The organism is Nocardiopsis kunsanensis DSM 44524 (assembly GCF_000340965.1).
Lineage (GTDB): Bacteria > Actinomycetota > Actinomycetes > Streptosporangiales > Streptosporangiaceae > Nocardiopsis > Nocardiopsis kunsanensis.
In genome coordinates this window covers 264,256-282,459 of the sequence record NZ_ANAY01000003.1, presented here as the reverse complement: position 1 = coordinate 282,459, position 18,204 = coordinate 264,256, and the positions used below count along the sequence as shown (strand labels likewise).

Annotated in this window: 15 protein-coding genes; 8 read left to right on the top strand and 7 right to left on the bottom strand. The window is 71.1% G+C overall.

Annotation, left to right across the window (positions count from 1 at the left end):
* Nucleotides 1-43 precede the first annotated feature (43 nt).
* Entirely contained in the window at nt 44-1,345 is a 1,302-nt protein-coding gene (locus tag D456_RS0103905) for an ABC transporter substrate-binding protein (protein ID WP_017574849.1), read from the bottom strand.
* 283 nt (nt 1,346-1,628) lie between these two features.
* On the bottom strand, nt 1,629-2,564 hold the full coding sequence (locus D456_RS0103900; protein WP_017574848.1) for a LysR family transcriptional regulator: 936 nt from the start codon (nt 2,562-2,564) through the stop codon (nt 1,629-1,631).
* Nucleotides 2,565-2,771: 207 nt separating this feature from the next.
* On the opposite strand from D456_RS0103900, the gene D456_RS0103895 reads away from it, so the two are divergent.
* Nucleotides 2,772-3,926, top strand: a complete 1,155-nt coding sequence (locus D456_RS0103895; RefSeq protein ID WP_017574847.1) for an acyl-CoA dehydrogenase family protein — start codon at nt 2,772-2,774, stop codon at nt 3,924-3,926.
* A 21-nt stretch (nt 3,927-3,947) separates the two neighbouring features.
* Here the strand turns inward: D456_RS0103895 and D456_RS0103890 are convergent, their stop codons facing one another.
* Complete coding sequence (locus D456_RS0103890; protein ID WP_026115545.1) at nt 3,948-4,730, bottom strand: 4'-phosphopantetheinyl transferase family protein; 783 nt, start codon at nt 4,728-4,730, stop codon at nt 3,948-3,950.
* A gap of 185 nt (nt 4,731-4,915) precedes the next feature.
* Between D456_RS0103890 and D456_RS0103885 the strand changes: the two genes are divergently transcribed.
* From D456_RS0103885 to D456_RS0103875, 3 genes are all read left to right on the top strand, one after another.
* Nucleotides 4,916-5,722 (top strand): DeoR/GlpR family DNA-binding transcription regulator, encoded by an 807-nt coding sequence (locus D456_RS0103885; RefSeq protein WP_017574845.1) that lies wholly within the window; start codon nt 4,916-4,918, stop codon nt 5,720-5,722.
* A 172-nt stretch (nt 5,723-5,894) separates the two neighbouring features.
* Nucleotides 5,895-6,716, top strand: a complete 822-nt coding sequence (locus D456_RS0103880; RefSeq protein ID WP_017574844.1) for a polyprenol monophosphomannose synthase — start codon at nt 5,895-5,897, stop codon at nt 6,714-6,716.
* 67 nt (nt 6,717-6,783) lie between these two features.
* Nucleotides 6,784-7,233 (top strand): hypothetical protein, encoded by a 450-nt coding sequence (locus D456_RS0103875; RefSeq protein WP_239643766.1) that lies wholly within the window; start codon nt 6,784-6,786, stop codon nt 7,231-7,233.
* 79 nt (nt 7,234-7,312) lie between these two features.
* On the opposite strand, the gene D456_RS0103870 is transcribed toward D456_RS0103875, so the two are convergent.
* From D456_RS0103870 to D456_RS0103860, 3 genes are all read right to left on the bottom strand, one after another.
* Entirely contained in the window at nt 7,313-8,902 is a 1,590-nt protein-coding gene (locus tag D456_RS0103870) for an MFS transporter (RefSeq protein WP_017574842.1), read from the bottom strand.
* Nucleotides 8,903-8,993: 91 nt separating this feature from the next.
* Nucleotides 8,994-11,588, bottom strand: a complete 2,595-nt coding sequence (locus tag D456_RS0103865) for an ABC transporter permease (protein WP_017574841.1) — start codon at nt 11,586-11,588, stop codon at nt 8,994-8,996.
* Nucleotides 11,589-11,592: 4 nt separating this feature from the next.
* Nucleotides 11,593-12,360, bottom strand: coding sequence for an ABC transporter ATP-binding protein (locus D456_RS0103860; RefSeq protein ID WP_017574840.1), 768 nt, complete (start codon nt 12,358-12,360; stop codon nt 11,593-11,595).
* 338 nt (nt 12,361-12,698) lie between these two features.
* Between D456_RS0103860 and D456_RS0103855 the strand changes: the two genes are divergently transcribed.
* From D456_RS0103855 to D456_RS0103840, 4 genes are all read left to right on the top strand, one after another.
* Complete coding sequence (locus tag D456_RS0103855) at nt 12,699-13,997, top strand: sensor histidine kinase (protein WP_026115544.1); 1,299 nt, start codon at nt 12,699-12,701, stop codon at nt 13,995-13,997.
* Nucleotides 13,972-14,631, top strand: a complete 660-nt coding sequence (locus D456_RS0103850; protein WP_017574838.1) for a response regulator — start codon at nt 13,972-13,974, stop codon at nt 14,629-14,631. Before D456_RS0103855 ends, D456_RS0103850 begins: the two co-directional genes overlap by 26 nt.
* A 228-nt stretch (nt 14,632-14,859) precedes the next feature.
* On the top strand, nt 14,860-15,564 hold the full coding sequence (fabG, locus tag D456_RS0103845; RefSeq protein WP_017574837.1) for a beta-ketoacyl-ACP reductase: 705 nt from the start codon (nt 14,860-14,862) through the stop codon (nt 15,562-15,564).
* An 86-nt stretch (nt 15,565-15,650) separates the two neighbouring features.
* Nucleotides 15,651-16,415 (top strand): SDR family NAD(P)-dependent oxidoreductase, encoded by a 765-nt coding sequence (locus tag D456_RS0103840; RefSeq protein ID WP_017574836.1) that lies wholly within the window; start codon nt 15,651-15,653, stop codon nt 16,413-16,415.
* A 68-nt stretch (nt 16,416-16,483) separates the two neighbouring features.
* Here the strand turns inward: D456_RS0103840 and D456_RS0103835 are convergent, their stop codons facing one another.
* Nucleotides 16,484-18,181 carry a helix-hairpin-helix domain-containing protein gene (locus tag D456_RS0103835; protein ID WP_017574835.1) on the bottom strand — a complete coding sequence of 566 codons (1,698 nt, stop codon included), beginning with the start codon at nt 18,179-18,181 and terminating at the stop codon, nt 16,484-16,486.
* Nucleotides 18,182-18,204: the final 23 nt, after the last annotated feature.

Here is an 18,204-nt window from a genome sequence, read left to right as displayed (position 1 = left end):
GTGGGCCTCCCGGCCGGCCGGGAGGCCCACACGTCCTGCGCGGTCAGTTGAACAGTTCGACGTCCTCGGGAGCGGGGCGCTCCATCTCGAAGTCCATGATCTCGCCGCCGTCACTGTCGGTGATCATCGGCTCCTGGAGTACCTCGGGCTGGCCACCCGCGTTGTGCTGCACGACCATGACCCCGGCGTAACCGCTGTGGTCGTTCTCGGAGGCCCTGAACGGCACCAGGCCCGGGCCCTGCCACTCCTGGGACTCCAGGGTCCGGATCAGCTCCTCGCGGCCCAGGTCGGGGCCGACCTCCATGAGTACCTGGGCGAACAGGACCGCCTGGACCATGCCGTAGACCGTGGTGTCGGCGAAGAGGGTGCCGGAGTTGTACTCGTCGTGGATCTCCTGGAAGAACTCGATCCACGGGTCGTCGGTCTGGCCGACCATCGGCAGGAACGAGGTGATGATGAGGCCGTCCAGGAAGGTATCGGGCGGGACGTCCTCGGCCGGTGTGCCCTCGGCGTTCTCCTCGATGAGCTCGGTGATGACCTCGACGTCGCCGCCCCAGGACGGGGACACCCACTGGGGTTCGTACCCGATGGAGGCGGCCTCGGTGATGGCCAGAGCGAGGTAGGAGGGCATGCACGAGCACACCGCCACGTCGGCGCCGCTGCTCTTGAGTCCGGCGACCTGTCCGGCCAGCTCGGGGACCCTGGGGTCGTAGGACTCGTAGGTCACGATGTCGTCGATGAGGTACTGCTCCATACCGGCGTGCGTGGAGGGTCCCACGTCGTCGTTCTGGTAGAGCAGCCCGACGTCCTCACCGGAGTAGTTCTCCGCCAGGTACTGGGCCTGGATCTTGGTCTCCTTGGTGTAATCCACCTGGAAGCCGTAGCTGTAGGGGTAGACCGAGGGCTGGTCCCACTGCAGGGTGCCGGAGGAGACGAACAGGTCGGGGATGCCTTGCTCGTTGAGCTCGTCGATGACCGCCTCGTGAGTAGGGGTCCCCAAGCCGCCGAGCATCGCGAAGATCTCGTGCTCCTCCACGAGTGCGTCGGTGGCTTCCATGGTCTGGGCGGGGTCGAAGGAGTCGTCCTGGACCTGGTAGTCGATACGGCGGCCGTGGATACCGCCGTTCTCGTTGATGTAGTCGAAGACGGCACGTGCGCCGGTGGAGACGTTGCGGAAACCGGGGGAGGCCGGCCCGGTCAACGGCTGGTGGGTCCCGATGACCACGGTGTCGTCGGTGACGCCCTGCGTATTGGTGTCGCTCTCTGAACCCCCGTCGCCCAAGCCACAACCCGTGGCGATGAGTGCTACGGCCAGGACGGGGGCGAAGAGTCTCAGTGCTCGCATGGTGTTGTCCTGAACTCGATCGTGCCTTCTCCGCGGGGGCGCAGCGGGCCCTGGGGAGGAGGAAGTTACATAGCTCGGGAGCGGACGAGGGGGAAACTCCGACCCTCCACTACGTTACTGAAGAGTAAGGCACCTGAGACGCATCCGGCCCCACAGTTGGTGCAGGTGGCGGTTACGGCACGTCACAGGGGCAGGTCGCCGGCCCTTCGGGAACGTGAAACGGACCTTACCGCCCAGTAGGTAGTGCTTGGGCCGCGGGGACGGTACCGCTCCGGTCCGGGCCTCAGCCGGCGCACGTGCCCGGCGGCGGACCGGTGTCCTCGGCCGGGCGCGCGGCCCCCAGAATCTCACGGGCCAGGCGGACGACCGCGTCCGAGGCCTGCTGCACCGGGGCGTCGCGCCGCCACACCAGCAGATGGCGCAGCTGGATCGGTTCGCCCTCCAGCCTGCGCACCACCACGCCGTCCCCCGTTCCGAAGTCCGGCCGGCACGGTGCGACCGCCCGCCCGGCCGCCACCAGTTCACGGATCTCGGACCGGTCGTGCAGACGGTAGGGCACCTCAGGTGCGAACCCGGACCGCTGGCAGGCCAGGTAGAAACACTCCGGCCATCCGGTCCCGTCCGGGGGCGTGAGCGCCCACGGGGAGTCCGCCAGGTCGCCCAGTGCCACCGCCGCCGCACCGGCCGCCGGGTGCCCGGTCTGCAGCGCCACGTGCAACGGTTCCACCGCCAGCATCGCCCAGGCCAGCGGGCCGTCCGTGGACAGGTCCCGGTCCACGTAGTCGATCGCTGCTCCCAGGTCCAGGTGCCCGGCCCGGACCAGGTCGGTGACCAGCTTGGGGGAGTACTCGGTACGCACGTGGACCGGTATGCGGGGAAAGATCTCGGGCAGGCGCTCGGAGAACTCTATCGTCAACGGTCCCACCCCGCCTACGCGCAGGACCGGGGGTGAGGCGCTCCGCGCACTGATGTCGTGGACGAGGTCGTCCATGGACAACAGCACCGAACGCGCGCGCACCAGCACGAACTCGCCCAGCTCCGTGGGTTCGACCCCCGAACGCCCCCGGTGGAACAGGCGGCCGCCGACCTCCCGCTCAATGCGTTGCAGCTGCGTGGTCAGGGCCGGCTGCGAGGTGGCCAGAGCTGCAGCGGCCCTGGTCACGCTGCCGGTGTCGGCCAGCAGGCAGAGGGTGCGCAGGTGTCGGAGTTCGAGGTCCATCAGTGGAATGTAGGACGCGCGGACCCGCCGTGTACAGCTGCGGCCGCCCTCCTGAGCGAGGCCCCGGACACCCGCACGCTGCCGGGTACCGGCTCGTGCGCCCGGCTCGCGGCGCGCAGAAGCGGTTGGGATAAGGTGCCGTCCGTCACCATAATGATTGGACGTCCTAATAAAAGGGCGGATACGGCGCGACGTTGGAGAGCACCCATGCCGGTCGAACGCGAACTGCACACCCCCGAGGCACGGCAACTGCTGGAACTGACCCGTGAACTCGTCGACAAGGAGCTCATCCCGCGCGCCGCCCACGACGAGGAACACGGCACCTTCCCCCGCGAGGTCTTCACGACCCTGGGCGAGGCCGGACTCCTCGGGCTGCCCTACCCTTCCGAGTACGGCGGGGGAGACCAGCCCTACGAGGTCTACCTGCAGGTCGTCGAGGAACTCGCCCGCGGATGGCTCGCCGTGGGCCTGGGCGTGAGCGTGCACAGCCTCTCCGCCTACCCCGTCGCCGAGTTCGGCACCGACGAGCAGCGCGCCGCCCTGCTGCCCAGCATGCTCGAAGGGCACACCCTGGGCGCCTACTGCCTGTCGGAGACCACGTCCGGATCCGACGCCGCCGCCCTCACCACCCGGGCCGAACCCACTGGGGACGGCTACCTCGTCAACGGGGCCAAGTCCTGGATCACCCACGGCGGCCGCGCCGACCACTACACCCTCTTCGCCCGCACCGGCGCCCCCGACTCCGGTGGTAAGGGCATCAGCTGCCTGCACGTGCCCGCCGACACCCCCGGACTCGGGTCGGCCGCCCCCGAACGCAAGATGGGGATGAACTCCTCACCGACCGCCGGGGTGCTCTTCGACGACGTGCGCCTGCCCGCCGACGCCCTGATCGGGGAAGAGAACAAGGGTTTCGGCATCGCCCTGTCCGCCCTCGACTCCGGCCGTCTGGGCATCGCCGCCTGCTCCGTGGGCCTGGCCCAGGCCGCACTGGACGCCGCGGTCTCCTACTCCCGGGAACGCCACCAGTTCGGCCGCCCCGTCGGCGACTTCCAGGGGCTGAACTTCACCCTCGCCGACATGGCCACCCAGGTCGCCGCCTCCCGTGAGCTCTACCTGTCGGCCGCCCGGCTGCGCGATGCCGGACGGCCCTTCGGCGAGCGCGCCGCGATGGCCAAACTCATGGCCAGCGACACCGCCATGCGCGTGGCCACCGACACCGTCCAGGTCCTGGGCGGGTCCGGCTACACTCGCGACTTCCCTGCCGAGCGTTACATGCGGGAGGCCAAGGTCCTGCAGATCGTGGAGGGCACCAACCAGATCCAGCGCATGGTCATCGGCCGGCACCTCGCTGAACGCGCATAGCGGTGCCCCTGGGGCCGCCACTCAGGACCGCACGGCCAGGAGTTCGCTCACCGTCTCCTGCGCCGTGCGGACCCGCAGGTCCACGGGCCGGTCGGTCAGTACCGCCACCGCCGACCGGTAACCGGCCTCGCGTTCCAGGTCCGACAACCACACCGGGCCCGGAGCGCCGCCGCCCTCCCAGGACACGAGCTCCGCCTCACCGTCGGCCGGGCTGACCCTCACCCGGCGCAGACCCCCGGACAGGCCCAGCCCCGTGGCCTTGAGCAGGGCCTCCTTACGTGCCCAGTAGCCGTAGAACGCCACCGTGCGCTCCGGTTCGTCCAGCACCGACCACACCCGGTACTCGTCGTCGGCGAGCGTGTACCCTGCCAACCCGTCCAGGTCGCGGGCCGGGGCGACCCGCTCCACGTCCACGCCCACCGGGGCGCCGTCCGTCACCGCCAGGACCACCCATTCGCCCGAATGGCTCACCGAGAACTCCCAACCCTGCGCTGCGCCGATCGGGTGGGGTTTGCCGTGCGGGCTCTCGTCGCGCGCGGCACCCGCGCGCTCCTTCTCCTCGCAGGAGGGGCAGTGCATGTCGAAGGCGATGAACTCGGGAGGGCACCCGGAGAGCTCGGCCAGACTCAACCGCGCCATCGCACGGCCCAACAGGTGCCGGTCGCGGTCGTCCTGGAGCCGGAACCGTTCGTTGCGTGTGCGTTCGTCCTCGTTCAACAGGCGTACCAGTCGGCTGCTCGCAGCCGAGGTGTGCGCCCACCAGACCGTGGCCGTCATTGGTGTGGAGGTGGCATCGGAGCTCATGCCTCAATTGTGCACCGGAGTCCGCACGAGTACGGGGGTGTGGACCCAGCAGGAACAGGGAATCCGGCCGTCGGAAGAAGCGGGGAGCCCTCCGGACGGGCCCGCGGGGCCCTACCCTGGAGGCGGAGCGGGCTCGGGGAGACGGACCCCTGCCCGGTCGCGAACGAGAACGGGGAGCACAACACGTGGTCGAGGAGAACCGACCGGCCTTCGCCGCCGAGCGCCGTGACCGCATCCTCGAACTCGTCCGAGCCAACGGCACGATGTCCTTGCGCGACCTGGCCACCAAGGTGCATGCCTCCGAGGTCACCGTGCGCCGCGACGTACGCGCCCTGGAGGCCGAGGGACTCGTCGACCGGCGCCGCGGCGGTGTGGCCCTGCCCGGCCGCATGGGCCACGAACAGAGCTACTCCGGCAAGAGCACGCAGTGCGCCGCGGAGAAAGCCGCTATCGCCGCGGTGGGTGCCCGCCTGGTCCGTCCGGGAGAGGCCGTCAGCCTCGGCCCCGGCAGCACCACGGAGGCCCTGGCCCACGAACTGTTCCAGCACACCGAGCTGACCGTGGTCACCAACTCCCTGCGTGCGGCCGACGTTCTGGCCACCGCCCCCGGGGTCCGTGTCGTCATGACCGGTGGCACCCTGCACGGCCCCGTCCGCGCGCTCGTGGGAGCGGAGGCCCAGGACACCCTCGCCGATCTCCGGGTCAACCGGGCCTTCCTTTCCGGCAACGGTGTCAGCGCCGAGCGCGGTCTGAGCACACCGGACCCGGCCGTGGCAGCCGTCGACAGGGCCCTGGCGGACTGTGCCGAGGAGACCGTCGTGCTCGCCGACCACACCAAGATCGGCGCCGAGACCATGGTCCCCACCGTCGCCCCCGAGGAGATCGCCCACCTGATCACCGACAACAGGGCCGACCCCGAGGTACTCATGACCTTGGAGGACACCGGAGCCCTGGTACACGTGGCCGTTGCGCTCGGAGAACGCGGCCACTGACCACTCCGGGACCCGCAGGCGGGCCCCGGCCGGGAACGAACGCGTAACCTACGGGCCACGCCACTTGTAAGGCAGGCACCACGCGCGTGATGCTGGCTCTTCCGCCCAGGTCCGCCGAACGTCCCCGAGTCCCCCACCGACCACGTCGTCCACCAGGCAGGAGCAGCAGCCCATGCCCGCACAGCCGACGCCCCGGGAACAGCCCCCGGCGCGTGTCACGCCCGAACCAGTGGCCCTCCCCGAACCCTGGTCCTCCTCCCGTGTCGCCGTCGTTGTACCCACCTACGACGAGGCCGAGAACCTGCCGCGGCTCGTCGCCCAGCTCACCGCCCTGGACCTGCCCCGGCTGACGGTCGTCGTGGTCGACGACAACTCACCCGACGGTACCGGCGAGATCGCCGACAAACTTGCCGCCGAGCACGGCGGTCCCGAACACGGGCGGGTCTCGGTCGTGCACCGCACCCACAAGGACGGCCTGGGCCGCGCCTACGTCGAAGGCATGACCCACGCACTGGACCTCGGAGCAGAGTACGTCGTCCAGATGGACGCCGACCTGAGCCATCCCGTCGGTTACGTGCCCCAGCTCCTGGGCGCACTGCACTCCACCAACGCCGACGTGGTCATCGGTAGCCGCTACGTGCCCGGCGGCAGCCTCTCGCAACAGTGGGGCCTGCGCCGTCGGCTGCTCAGCGGATGGGCCAACACCTATGTCAAGTCCGTCCTGTCCATGCCGGTACGCGATGTCACCGCCGGGTTCAAGATCTGGCGGTCCTCGGCGCTGCGGGTCCTCGACCTGCCCAGCATCGAGAGCACCGGTTACGCCTTCCAGGTCGAGATGCACTACCGTGCCTACCGCCGCGGCCAGAAGCTCGTCGAGATCCCCATCCACTTCGAGGACCGCGTCGAGGGCCGGAGCAAACTCGACGCCGGAGTGGCCCTGGAAGCCGCACTGCGGCCTCTGCGCTTGCGCCGCGCCGAGAACGCCCGCCACTGAGTTCCCCCGCCTCCTGTGTCCTACGGCTCCGATCCGGGCACCGGACCCAGTGAGAGGAGGGGTGACAGTGACTGAAGAGCCCTATGACGTGGACACCGACATGGGTGACGATCCCGAGCTGAGCAAGGCCGTGGCCCGGGAACGCAGGATCGAACCCGACCACGACATCCAGGAGTACGACTTCGAGGATCCCGGGACCCCGGGAACCGACAGCCCCGGCCCCCGGGGGATCCACGAGGGGGTGCAGTCCGAACGCAGCGACGTCTATCCGCGCGAGAGCTGGGGCGGAGAGACCCGCAACGCGGAGGAGGAGGCCCTCCACGAGGTCGACGACGGGTCCGTGCCCGAGTCCGACGAAGGGGCGGCCGTCCGTGAGGACCGCTCCGACCGTCCCTACGAACACCCGGCCGACACCCCGCACGGGGAACGGGGGGACGAACGCGACCGCACCACCGGCGCCTCCGATTACGTCCCGGATGCCGAGGACCCGAAGGACACGGGGGCCCCGGACACCTGAGGCCTTCGACGGTGCCCTTCCGCGGGCGGCCGGAACCGTCCGGGCGCATCCGTGCGCGGCGGTCCCGGCGGTCCGGCCTTCAACAGTTCCGGCCGGTGCCGCCCCCGGAACCGGCGCTGGAGCCCGGGCACGAACGCATCGGCGGCCCCGACACCCCGCAGAACCGGGGAGGGCGCTGCCCGGGGCGCGGCTCGGCAGCCGGGGCCTTCTCCGGGGGCCCGCCCCGCTCGGCCGTCTCCCGAGCCCCGGACACACCTCCGCGCGGCAGGGCCATCGCGCACAGCGAGGCCGCCACCGCCAGGCCCGCCAGGATCAACATCGCCGGACCGAACCCCTGTGCGAGCGCCTCCGTGCCCTCCTGACCGCCCGGACCGGCACCGATCCCCGCCAGGGACGGCACCGCCGCCACCCCGATCATCTGCGCGCCCCGCGCGAACGTGTTGTTGACCCCCGAGGCCAGACCCGCGTGCCGCTCGGGCGCCGAGGCCAGCACCGTGGCCGTCAGCGGCGCCACCGTCACGGCCATGCCCAGTGCCACCAGCAGGACCCCGGGCAGGACGTCCACCAGGTAACCCGGGTCGGCCGGCATCCGTGACAGGTACACGAGCCCGGCCGCCAGCAGCAGTGGACCGGCGATCAACTGGGGGCGCGGGCCGATCCGGGCGGCCAGGTCGCCCGAGCGCGCCGACAGCAGCAGCATGAGGACCGTCAACGGCAACGGCGCGGCCCCGGCCGTGACCGGCGAGTACCCGCCGACCTCCTGCAGGTGGATCACCAGGAGGAACAGCAGTGTGCCCAGTGCCGCGTAGATCATGACCGTGGCGGCGTTGGTGGCACTGAAGGGCACCGAACGGAAGATGCCCAACGGCAGCATCGGCGCACGCTTGCGGGCCTGCACCACCAGGAACACGAGGAGGGCGGCCCCGCCCCCGGCGGCGCCCACGAGCACCGCTGGGGTCACGCCCACCGAACCCCACTGGATGAGGGCGTAGGTGATACCGCCCAGGGCCACCACACCCAGCAGTGCCCCGGTGTAGTCCAGACTGCGCGGCGCCGACGGGTCCCGGGACTCGGGAACCTTGAACCAGGCGATGGCCAGCACCAGGGCCGCCAACGGAAGGTTGATGAGGAAGATGAGCCGCCAGTCGCCGACCTGCACCAACCAGCCGCCGACGAAAGGTCCGACCGCGGAGGCCACACCCGTCAGCCCCGACCACGCGCCGATCGCCCGCGCCCGGTCCTCCTCCCGGAAGCTCGCCTGCAGGATCGCCAGACTGCCCGGTGTGAGCAGCGCACCACCCACACCCTGGACGGCCCGGCCGGCCACCAGCAGTTCCGGGTTCGGGGCCACCGAACACAGCGCAGAGGCCAGGGCGAAGAGCACCACACCCGCCATGAACACCCGCACCCGGCCGAACCGGTCGGCCAGGGAGCCGCTGAGAAGGATCAGCGCCGAGAGGGTGATCATGTACCCGTTGACGATCCACTGCTGGCCGGCCAACCCGGTCCCGAAGTCCTCCTCGACGGCGGGCAGGGCCACGGTCACCACGGTCGAGTCCAGGAACGCCGTTCCCGAACCGAGCACGGTCGCCGCCAGGATCCACCGGGCCGCAGGTGTTGCCCATGCGACCCCGGCCGAGGGGACCGGTGCCGAAGCCGAACCACTCACACGCTCCACCCCCCGGCTACAGTACGGCGCCGGTCCCCGCACGTGGGCGAGGACCGGCGCCGTGTTCGGTCGGCTCCCGGGGGGGTGACCGCTATTCGCCGGCCAGCGCCCCCGTGATCGAGGTCCGGGCCGCACGTCGTGCCGGCATGATCGAGGCCAGCAGCCCGGCCACGACCGCCACCGCCACGAACACCCCGACCTGGGCCAGAGGCACGGCCAGAATCATGTTCGGCATGGCTGAGGCCCCGGCCGCCCATCCGAAGACCACACCCAGCGTGATGCCGATGAGGGCGCCGATCAGGCACAGCAGCACCGCCTCCACGCCCAGCATCCGCCGCAGCTGTGCCCGGGACAACCCCAGGGCCCGCAACAGCGCCGACTCGCGGGTGCGTTCCAGCACCGACAACGCCATCGTGTTGGAGATGCCGAACACCGCGATGAGGATCGCCAGGGCCAGCATCGCCGCGATCGTGTAGAAGGCGATGTCGAGCATTTCGGAGAACTGGTTCTTCGTCTCCGCCATCGACGCGACCTGCACGGTCGGGTGCTCCTCGACGGCGTCGTTCACCGCTGTGCGCAGTTCCGAGGGGTCGGCGTCCGACGTCCCCCGCACGAAGAGCATGTCGTCTTCGGTCCGCTCGGGGAAGAGCTGCCCGAAGTCCTGCGGGTCCAGGATCACCCCGTAGAGCTGCCCCGTGTCCTCGGTGACCGCGGCGACCTCCAGCTCACGGTCGCCGTCCTCGGTGGGCAGCGTGTACGTGTCGCCGGCCGTGTGCCCGTCGGCGTAGCCCTTCGACAGGGTCACCCGGCCCGGACCCATGTCCTCCAGGTCGCCGCTGACCAGGTCGGTGCCCATGTCGGTGGCCAGATCGGCACCGAGGTAGCTGTTCACCATCAGGTGCGTGTTCTCGTCGTCGACGTACTCGGTGCGCTGGCTCATGACCTGGGCGACCGAGGGCGACGACGAGAGCGCCGAGCGCACTTCCTCGGGGACCGTCTCGGCCTGCGGCATGCCGTCGTCGCTCTCGCCGGCACTGTCCTCGTCCTGTTCCCCACCGGTCGGCTCGGCCATGGCGAACTGTGAACTGATCTGGTAATCGACCGGGAACTGCTCCTCGAGCATGTTGTTCATGGTCGTCTCGAGCGAGGAACTGATCACCGAGTACCCGGTGATGAGGGTGGCACCCACGGTCAGAGCGATCATCGCCGTCGCCGCACGCCGCGGGTTGCGTGTGGAGTTGTCCACCGCCAGTTTGCTCGCCACCCCGACACGGCGCAGCACCAACCCGGCCAGGTGCACGATCCCGCGCACCAGGAGCGGGCCGAGCACGACCACGCCCAGGAACGCGATCAGGGCCGCGCCGGTGACGATCACGGGACCGGCCGTGGAAGGCTCACCCGAAAGGACCAGCGCAATGATCAGGGCGGAGACGGTGAAGGCGGCCACCCCGACCGCGGTGCGCAGCCACCCGGTGCGCTTGTCCAGGGCCCCGGAGGTGGCGCTGGTGCGCAGCGCCGCCAGCGGGCTCACCCGCGTGGCCCGCAGGGCCGGAACCAGGGCCGAGAGCACAGTCACGACGGTGCCCACCGCCAGCCCGGAGATCACAGCGGTCGGGGTGATGACCAGCTCGGCCGGTCCGCCCGTGCCGCCCACCAGGCCGTTGCCGTACCGCGCCCCCAGCATGCCGATACCGACCCCGGCCAGCACACCCAGGACGGAGGAGAGCAGGCCCACGATGCTCGACTCGGCCAGCACCGAGCCGAACACCTGGCCGCGCTTGGCCCCCACGCAGCGCAGCAGGGCCATCTCGCGCTGGCGTTGGGCGATGATGATGGCGAAGGTGTTGTAGATGACGATCCCGGCCACGAACATCGCGATGAAGGCGAACAGCAGCAGGGCGGTACGCAACATCTGGGTGTCGGCGCCGGAACCCTCGGCCATGTCCAGGCCGAACTCCTCACCGGTCTGCACATCGGCGCTCCCGGCCAGGGCAGCGGAGACCGCGTCGGTGGTCTCCTGGGCGGTGTGGCCCTCCGCAGCGATCGCGTCGATCTCCACGTAACCGGTCGCGCCGGTCATCTCCTCGGCCGTGTCCCGGTCCATGACCATCGCTCCGCCGAAGGAGTAGGCCGGGTCGATGCCGAATTCGACCAGGCCGGAGACGGTGAACTCGCGCTCTTCCCGGTCGGGGTCGAGCACGGTCACGGTGTCGCCGGCCTCGAACCCGGTCTCACGGGCGGTGGAGGTGGACAGCGCCAGTTCGTCCCCGCCCGAGGGCAGGGACCCCTCCGAGGCGGAGAAACGGCTGACCTCACCCAGTGACATCGCGGCCGGCGGGGTCATCCCGTAGGCGCGGCCGTCGGAGTCCAGCAGCACGGCCTGGCCCTCGACCCGTCCATCGGCCTCGGCGACCTCGGGCAGGTCCTGGACCCGATTCAGGTCCTCCTCGCCCAGGACCGGCGGCGGCTGCGGCCCGGCCTCGGGGTCGACCTCGGGTTCCTGGGGCACGGCGATCGCGTCGACACTGGTTGCCGAACCCATCACCGAGGACTCGTAGTCGGACTCCAGGGTGTCGGCGAAGACCATCGTGCCGGACACGAACATCACGCCGAGCAGGATCGCCAGGGCGGTGGTGACGTAGCGGGACGTGTGCAGCCGCAGTCCCGCGAGTGTGGTGCGCAGCATCGGTTCAGGCCTCTTCCAGCTTCAGCAGCCGGGCCGAGACCAGCTCGGCGGTCGGCTCGGTGACCTCGTCCACGAGCGAACCGTCACGCAGGAACACCACACGGTCGGCGTAGGAGGCCGCCACCGGGTCGTGCGTGACCATGACGATCGTCTGGTTCAGGTCGTGTGCGGAGTCCCGCAGGAAGCGCAGCACCTCCGCGCCCGAGCGTGAGTCCAGGTTCCCGGTCGGCTCGTCGGCGTAGACGACCTCGGGGGCGTTGAGCAGGGCCCGGGCCACGGCCACGCGCTGCTGCTGGCCGCCGGAGAGCTTGGAGGGCAGGTGGTCGAGGCGGTCACGCAGACCCACCACGTCCACGATGTGCTCGTAGCGCTCACGGTCGACCTTGCGGCGGGCGATCTGCGAGGGCAGCAGGATGTTCTGTTCGGCGGTGAGCATGGGCAACAGGTTGAACGACTGGAAGATGAAACCGATGCGGTCGCGCCGCAGCAGGGTCAGCTCCCGGTCGCGCAACCCGGTGATCGGGGTCCGGCCCAGGTGAACGGTGCCCGAGGTGGCGGTGTCGAGCCCGGCCAGGCAGTGCATGAGGGTGGATTTTCCCGACCCCGAAGGGCCCATGATCGCGGTGAAGGCACCGCGGTGGAACTCCACGTCCACCCCGGCCAGGGCGTGCACCTGGTTCGCCCCGGTCTCGTAGGTCTTGACGAGCCCCCGCGCGACCACGACCGGTGGTGACTGCGGCTGGGCCTGAGGACGTACGGAGGATTCGGACACGGGTTGCTCCTGCTCTGATGGCGGATGGATTCGTGGGGCGTCGCGGGACGCTCGGGGAAGCGCTCGCCCGACGGCACGTTCCACGCTAGGAAAGTCCGGCCCCTGCCACATCCGCCGCGGGAGCCATTCCGGGACCGGCGAAAGAGCGACCCGGCGGAAGAGTTCGCGTCCCCTTGGTGGGGGACACCCCCGACGAAAGTTGGTGGCCGACCACCGCAGCCCGCGCGACGCCCTCCGCCGTTTCCGTCCTGACCTGCACGAACGCGGGGTCGTCCGAAAGAAGGGGGTGCTTTTGCGGCCCGGACGAACGCGCCGGACACGATCGTAGACTCCCCACCATGACACTCCGGAGACAGGTGGGGGGCCGGCTGATTTCCCGGGCCCGACGTGCGTGGACGTGGTGGTGGAACCGCCGGGAGCGCTTGGCCGACTGGCTCTTCGCCCTCGTTCCGATGCCCTTCGTGCTGCTCTTCCAGGCCCTGGTCGCAGTAGGGGGCGAGATGGGGTTCGTGGGTGGTCTCCTGGTCGACCCGGAGACCGGTCGGCCGCTCTGGGACTATCCGGAGATCTTCATCGGGATGGCGCTCTACGCTCTCCCCGGGGCCGCTGTACTGGCCCTGATGTTCGTACGCCGCAGCCGCCCCCAGCTGCTCCTGGCTGCCTCAGGCCTGCTTCTGCTCCTGACCGGGAACTTCCTCCCGGCCGGCATCGCCCTGTACAGCTACGCGGGCCACTTCACCAACCGCCGGCTCCTGGCCTGCTGGTTCGGTCTGCACATGGCCGCGCTCGTAGCGGCCTACTCGAACATCCACGTGGTCACGGTCGTGTTCTTCTGGGGGATGTTTCTGGTGGTGCCCACCGTCCTGGGCCTGTGGGTGGGCACCAGGCGCCAGCTCGTGGAACGCCTCCAGGAACGGGCCGCCCGCCTGGAACGCGAACAGCACCTCATGGCGGAACAGGCCATCAGCTCCGAGCGCACTCGCATCGCCCGCGAGATGCACGACGTCGTCGCACACCGCGTCAGCCTCATGGTCCTGCACGCCGGGGGACTGGAGGTCTCGGCCCAGGAGGAGGAGAGTGTGCAGACCGCCGGCGTGATCCGCACCACCGGACGCGAGGCCCTGTCCGAACTGCGCGGGATCCTCGGAGTGCTGCGCGACGAGGAGACCGATCTCGCCCCGACCGCGCCCCAACCCGTCCTGGCCGACCTCGACCGGCTCCTGGAGGAATGGGGCGGTGCCGGCATGGACCTGCACCGCCACGAGAGCGGGGACCGGAACGTTCCCGTACCCGAGGCGTCCCAGCGCACCGCCTACCGGGTGGTCCAGGAAGGCCTGACCAACGTCGCCAAACACGCCGTCGGCGCGACGGTGACCGTGAACCTCCACCACGGCACCGACCGCCTCGAGATCGAGGTCGCCAACACCCCGGCCCCGGCACCGGCGACGTTCGCTCCACCGCCCCGCAGCGGTTACGGTCTTGCCGGGTTGCGTGAACGCGTCGCCCTGATCGGAGGTTCCCTCTCGGCGGCCCCCTGCCCCGACGGCGGGTGGCGGATGCGCGCTATCGTTCCCACGGACCGGACCGACACCGAGGAAGGGGACCCGCACGGTGATCCGCGCGCTGCTGGTCGATGACGAACTCCTGGTCAGGTCCGGGCTGCGGATGATCCTGGACTCGGCCCCCGACGTGGAGGTCGTGGGGGAGGGCAGCGACGGCGACGAGGCCGTGGCCCTGGCCGGCGACCTCGAACCGGACGTGGTCCTGCTCGACATCCGTATGCCCGGCTCCGACGGCATCACCGCCGCCGGTACCCTGGCTGCTCTGCCGAATCCGCCGCGGGTGGTGCTGCTGACCACCTTCGACCTCGACGAGTACGTGCACGCCGCACTGCGCGCCGGGGCGGTCGGTTTCCTGCTCAAGGACACCCCGCCCCGTGACCTGGTCGAAGCGGTACGCACCGTCCACGAGGGCCACGCGATGCTCTCGCCCAGCGTCACCAAACGCATGCTGGAACGCTTCACCGCGCCCGCACCGGCCGACTCGGCCGCAGGCAGGGTCGAGGCCCAGCGCCGGCTGTCGGTGCTCAGCGATCGTGAACGGTCGGTCCTGGTCGCGGTCGCCGAGGGCAGTTCCAACGCCGAGGCCGGCCGGGCCCTGGGCATGCGCGAGGCCACCGTGAAGGCCCACGTGAGCCGGATCCTGTCCAAACTCGAGGTGTCGAACCGGGTGCAGGCGGCGATCCTCGCCCACGACGCCGGCTGGGCCTGAACCGGGAGGAGAGGCCCTCCGTCGGCGCCGCACGAGCGTGAGGTGTCTCACCCCTGCCCGCTGACGTGCCCGAACGTCCCGCCCCGCAGGAACGGCGGTACTCGGGACCTTCGGGTGCCCGGTTGGGGATACCGGCCAGTAGCTCGGTACGCTGCATGGCGATCCGAACCCCTGAACCCACAGCGCGCCGCCGCAGAACGGGGCCGCGACAGAATGAGGTACCCCACTATGTCCCGCTCGGTACTGGTCACCGGCGGCAACCGCGGAATCGGCCTGGCCGTCGCCCGCGAGCTCGCCGAGGCCGGTGACAACGTCGCCGTCACCCACCGCTCGGGGGAACCGCCCGAAGACCTGTTCGGCGTGCGCTGCGACATCACCGACACCGCTCAGGTCGACGCCGCCTTCAAGGAGGTCGAGGAGCACCAGGGCCCGGTCGAGGTGCTCGTCGCCAATGCCGGCATGAACAAGGACCAGCTCCTGGCCCTCATGAGCGAGGACGACTTCTCCTCGGTCCTGGACACCAACCTCACCGGCTCCTTCCGTGTCGCCAAACGCGCCGTGCGCGGCATGATGCGCAAGCGCTCCGGCCGCATCGTCCTCATCTCCTCGGTCGTGGGCCTGCTCGGTTCCGGAGGCCAGGCCAACTACGCCGCCTCCAAGGCCGGCCTGGTCGGTTTCGCCCGCTCCCTCGCCCGCGAGCTCGGTTCGCGCGACATCACCGTCAACGTCGTCGCGCCCGGTTTCATCACCACCGACATGACCGACGCCCTGCCCGAGGACCGGCAGAACGAGATCAAGAAGAACGTGCCCCTGGGCCGCTTCGGCGCCCCCGAGGACATCGCACGCACCGTCGGTTTCCTCGCCGGCCCCGGCGGCGCCTACATCACCGGCGCGGTCATCCCCGTCGACGGCGGCCTCGGGATGGGCCACTAGGTCGTGCACACGCCGGGGAGGCAGGTGCTGGGCCCCCTGCGTGTCCGGTATCCCTGGAAGCAACCGACACCGAGAGAACGGAAGCCATGGATCTGGGACTGTCAGGGGCGAAAGTACTGGTCACCGGAGCCAGCCGGGGGATCGGCCGGGCCATCGCCCGTGCCTTCGCCGAGGAGGGCGCCGACCTGGCGCTGTGCGCCCGCGGCGAGCGGGCCCTGGAAGCCGAGGCCGAACAACTCGTCGAGCACGCGGGTGCACGGGTCTTCACCCGGGCCCTGGACGTCACCGACCACGACGCCCTGCCCGTCTTCGTCGAGGAGGCCGCCGGCGCCCTCGGCGGGTTGGACGTGCTCGTCTCCAACGTCTCCGGCGGCAGCGCGCCCACACCCGACCAGTGGCAGCGCGGTTTCGACGCCGACCTCATGCCGTTCGTGCGGCTGACCGAGGCCGCCGAACCCCACCTCAAGGCATCCGGACAGGGCGCGGTCGTGCTCATCTCCAGCACCTCGGCCCTGCACACCACACGCCCTGCCGGTCCGCGCTCCTACGGTGCGGTCAAGGCCGCCCTCAACCACCACGCCGCCTCCCTGGCCCGCTCCTGGGCACCCGACGGCGTCCGGGTCAACACCGTCTCGCCCGGGCCGATCGAGTTCCCCGGGGGCGGCTGGGAACGGCGCAAGGAGAACGACCCGGACTTCTACGAGTCCATCCGTGGACGCATCCCCTACGGGCGCCTGGGCCGACCCGAGGAGGTCGCCCGCGCCACCGCGTTCCTGAGCAGCCCCGCGGCCACGTTCGTCACCGGGCAGAACCTGAGCGTGGACGGCGGTTTCCTCGACCGCATCGCCTGAGCCGGCCCGGGCGCAACCGCCGGACACCGGGGGTCCCGGCCACCCGCCGGGACCCCCGTGAGGCGGTTTCAGCCCTCTCGCAGCACCGACACCAGGCGCGTGGTGCGCTCCAGGGAGGCGTTCTCCCGCACACCCGGTTCCAGGGCGCCCCCGGTTGCGTCGACCAGCGACACGTGCTGGGTCGCGCGGGTCAGGGCGGTGTAGACCTGCGGACGCGAGACGGGGGTCTCCGGCGGCAGGACCACGGCCACCGCCGGCCACAGGCCCCCGTGGGCCGCGGCGACCGGCACCGCCCAGGCGTGGCGCAGCGACGCCGGGTCCGGGACCGTGGTGCGGGTGCCGTCCGCCAGCTCGACCACGGCGGAGCCTTCGGCGAACCCCCGCAGGTAGCCCTGGTCGCCGGAGGCGGTCATCACCCGGTCGCCCGAGCCGAAGCCCCGGCCGGGGTTGAGGCGCTCCTTGAACGCGGCGTTGAGCGCCTGGGCGCCCGCGGGTCCCTCCTCCCGGGCGGTGACGACCTGGGCGTGTTCCGGGTCGATCCCCAACGCACGCGGGAACGAGTCGGTGACGAGCTGCACGGCCCGGTGCGCGGCCTCCTCGGCCGAGGAGGCGCTGACGCGCACCACCTCGCGCCCGGGAGCCTGCACGTCGGGGACCTCGCCGGCGGCCACCCCCGCGGCCAGCTCCGCGATCGGGTCTGCGGGCCCCTCGCCGAGCCGGGCGACGTGCGCGGTCCGTGAGGTGGCCACGTCGATCGCCACCTGCCCCGGCGAGGCCGAGGGCGCCTGGTGCGGATCGGCGCACAGCACCAGGTGGGCGCCGTCGGTGCAGGAGGAGACCAGTTCGGAGGCGCGGGCCGCCCCCACCGACATCGCCTCGGTCAGGACCACCAGGCCGCTCTCGAACGGGGCCCGTTCCAACAGTGCGGCCAGGGACACCACGCGGACCGGCGGCTCCGGTACCAGCTCCGCCACGGCCTGCTGCAGGGCGGCGGCGGCCTGGGCCGTGGGCGCGGCCACAGCCAGGCCCACCCGGCTGTCCTGGGCGATCATGTGCAGGCACAGCACCGCCCGGGCCAGCTCCGGCAGGGAGGAGGGACCCTGGCGCAGTACCGTGACCGGACGCAGCGTCGCCGTGACCAGGGCCTCGCGGGTGGCGTCGGTGAGGGTGAACCCGTACGTGCCGGTGGCGGCCTCCACCGTCTCCCCGGCGGTGGCCGAGTCCATGATCGGGTCGTTGCCTCCGATGAGCCGTAGCAGCTGCTCACCCAGGCGTTGCTCGGAGCGCCCCACGTCCGGGAGCGCGTAGTGGCGCTCGGGGTCGGGTACTTCGGGGACCCCGCCCTCGGCCGGGTCGAAGTCGTCGTCGGTGTCGTCGGTGCTCTCGAAGAGCACGATGTCCTCGCGCTCCTCGGCCGCGGCCACCGCCGCGGACGGGTCGGGTACCCCGAGCCCGCCCACCATGGTGATCAACCGTTTGTCCTCCACGGCCGTGTGGCCGCGCGCGGCCGCACGCCGCAGCACGTGCGCGGCCAGTGCCCCCGAACGCCGCGGGTCGTCGGGCCGGGCCCGGTCCCCCAGATGGCGGCGGGCGCAGTAGTCGGCCTGCTCCACGCTCACCTGGGGCAGACGCAGGAGGAGCCAAGGGTCCGCGTCGAGGCCGGAGGCGGCGTGCGGGCCGAGCACGGAGAGCAGGCTCGGGGCCAGGGCGGGCGGGGCGCCCATGCGGTCAAGGACGGCACGGACCTGTTCGGCAGCCTCGGACACCGGTTCCCCTCGTCGTGTGGTGG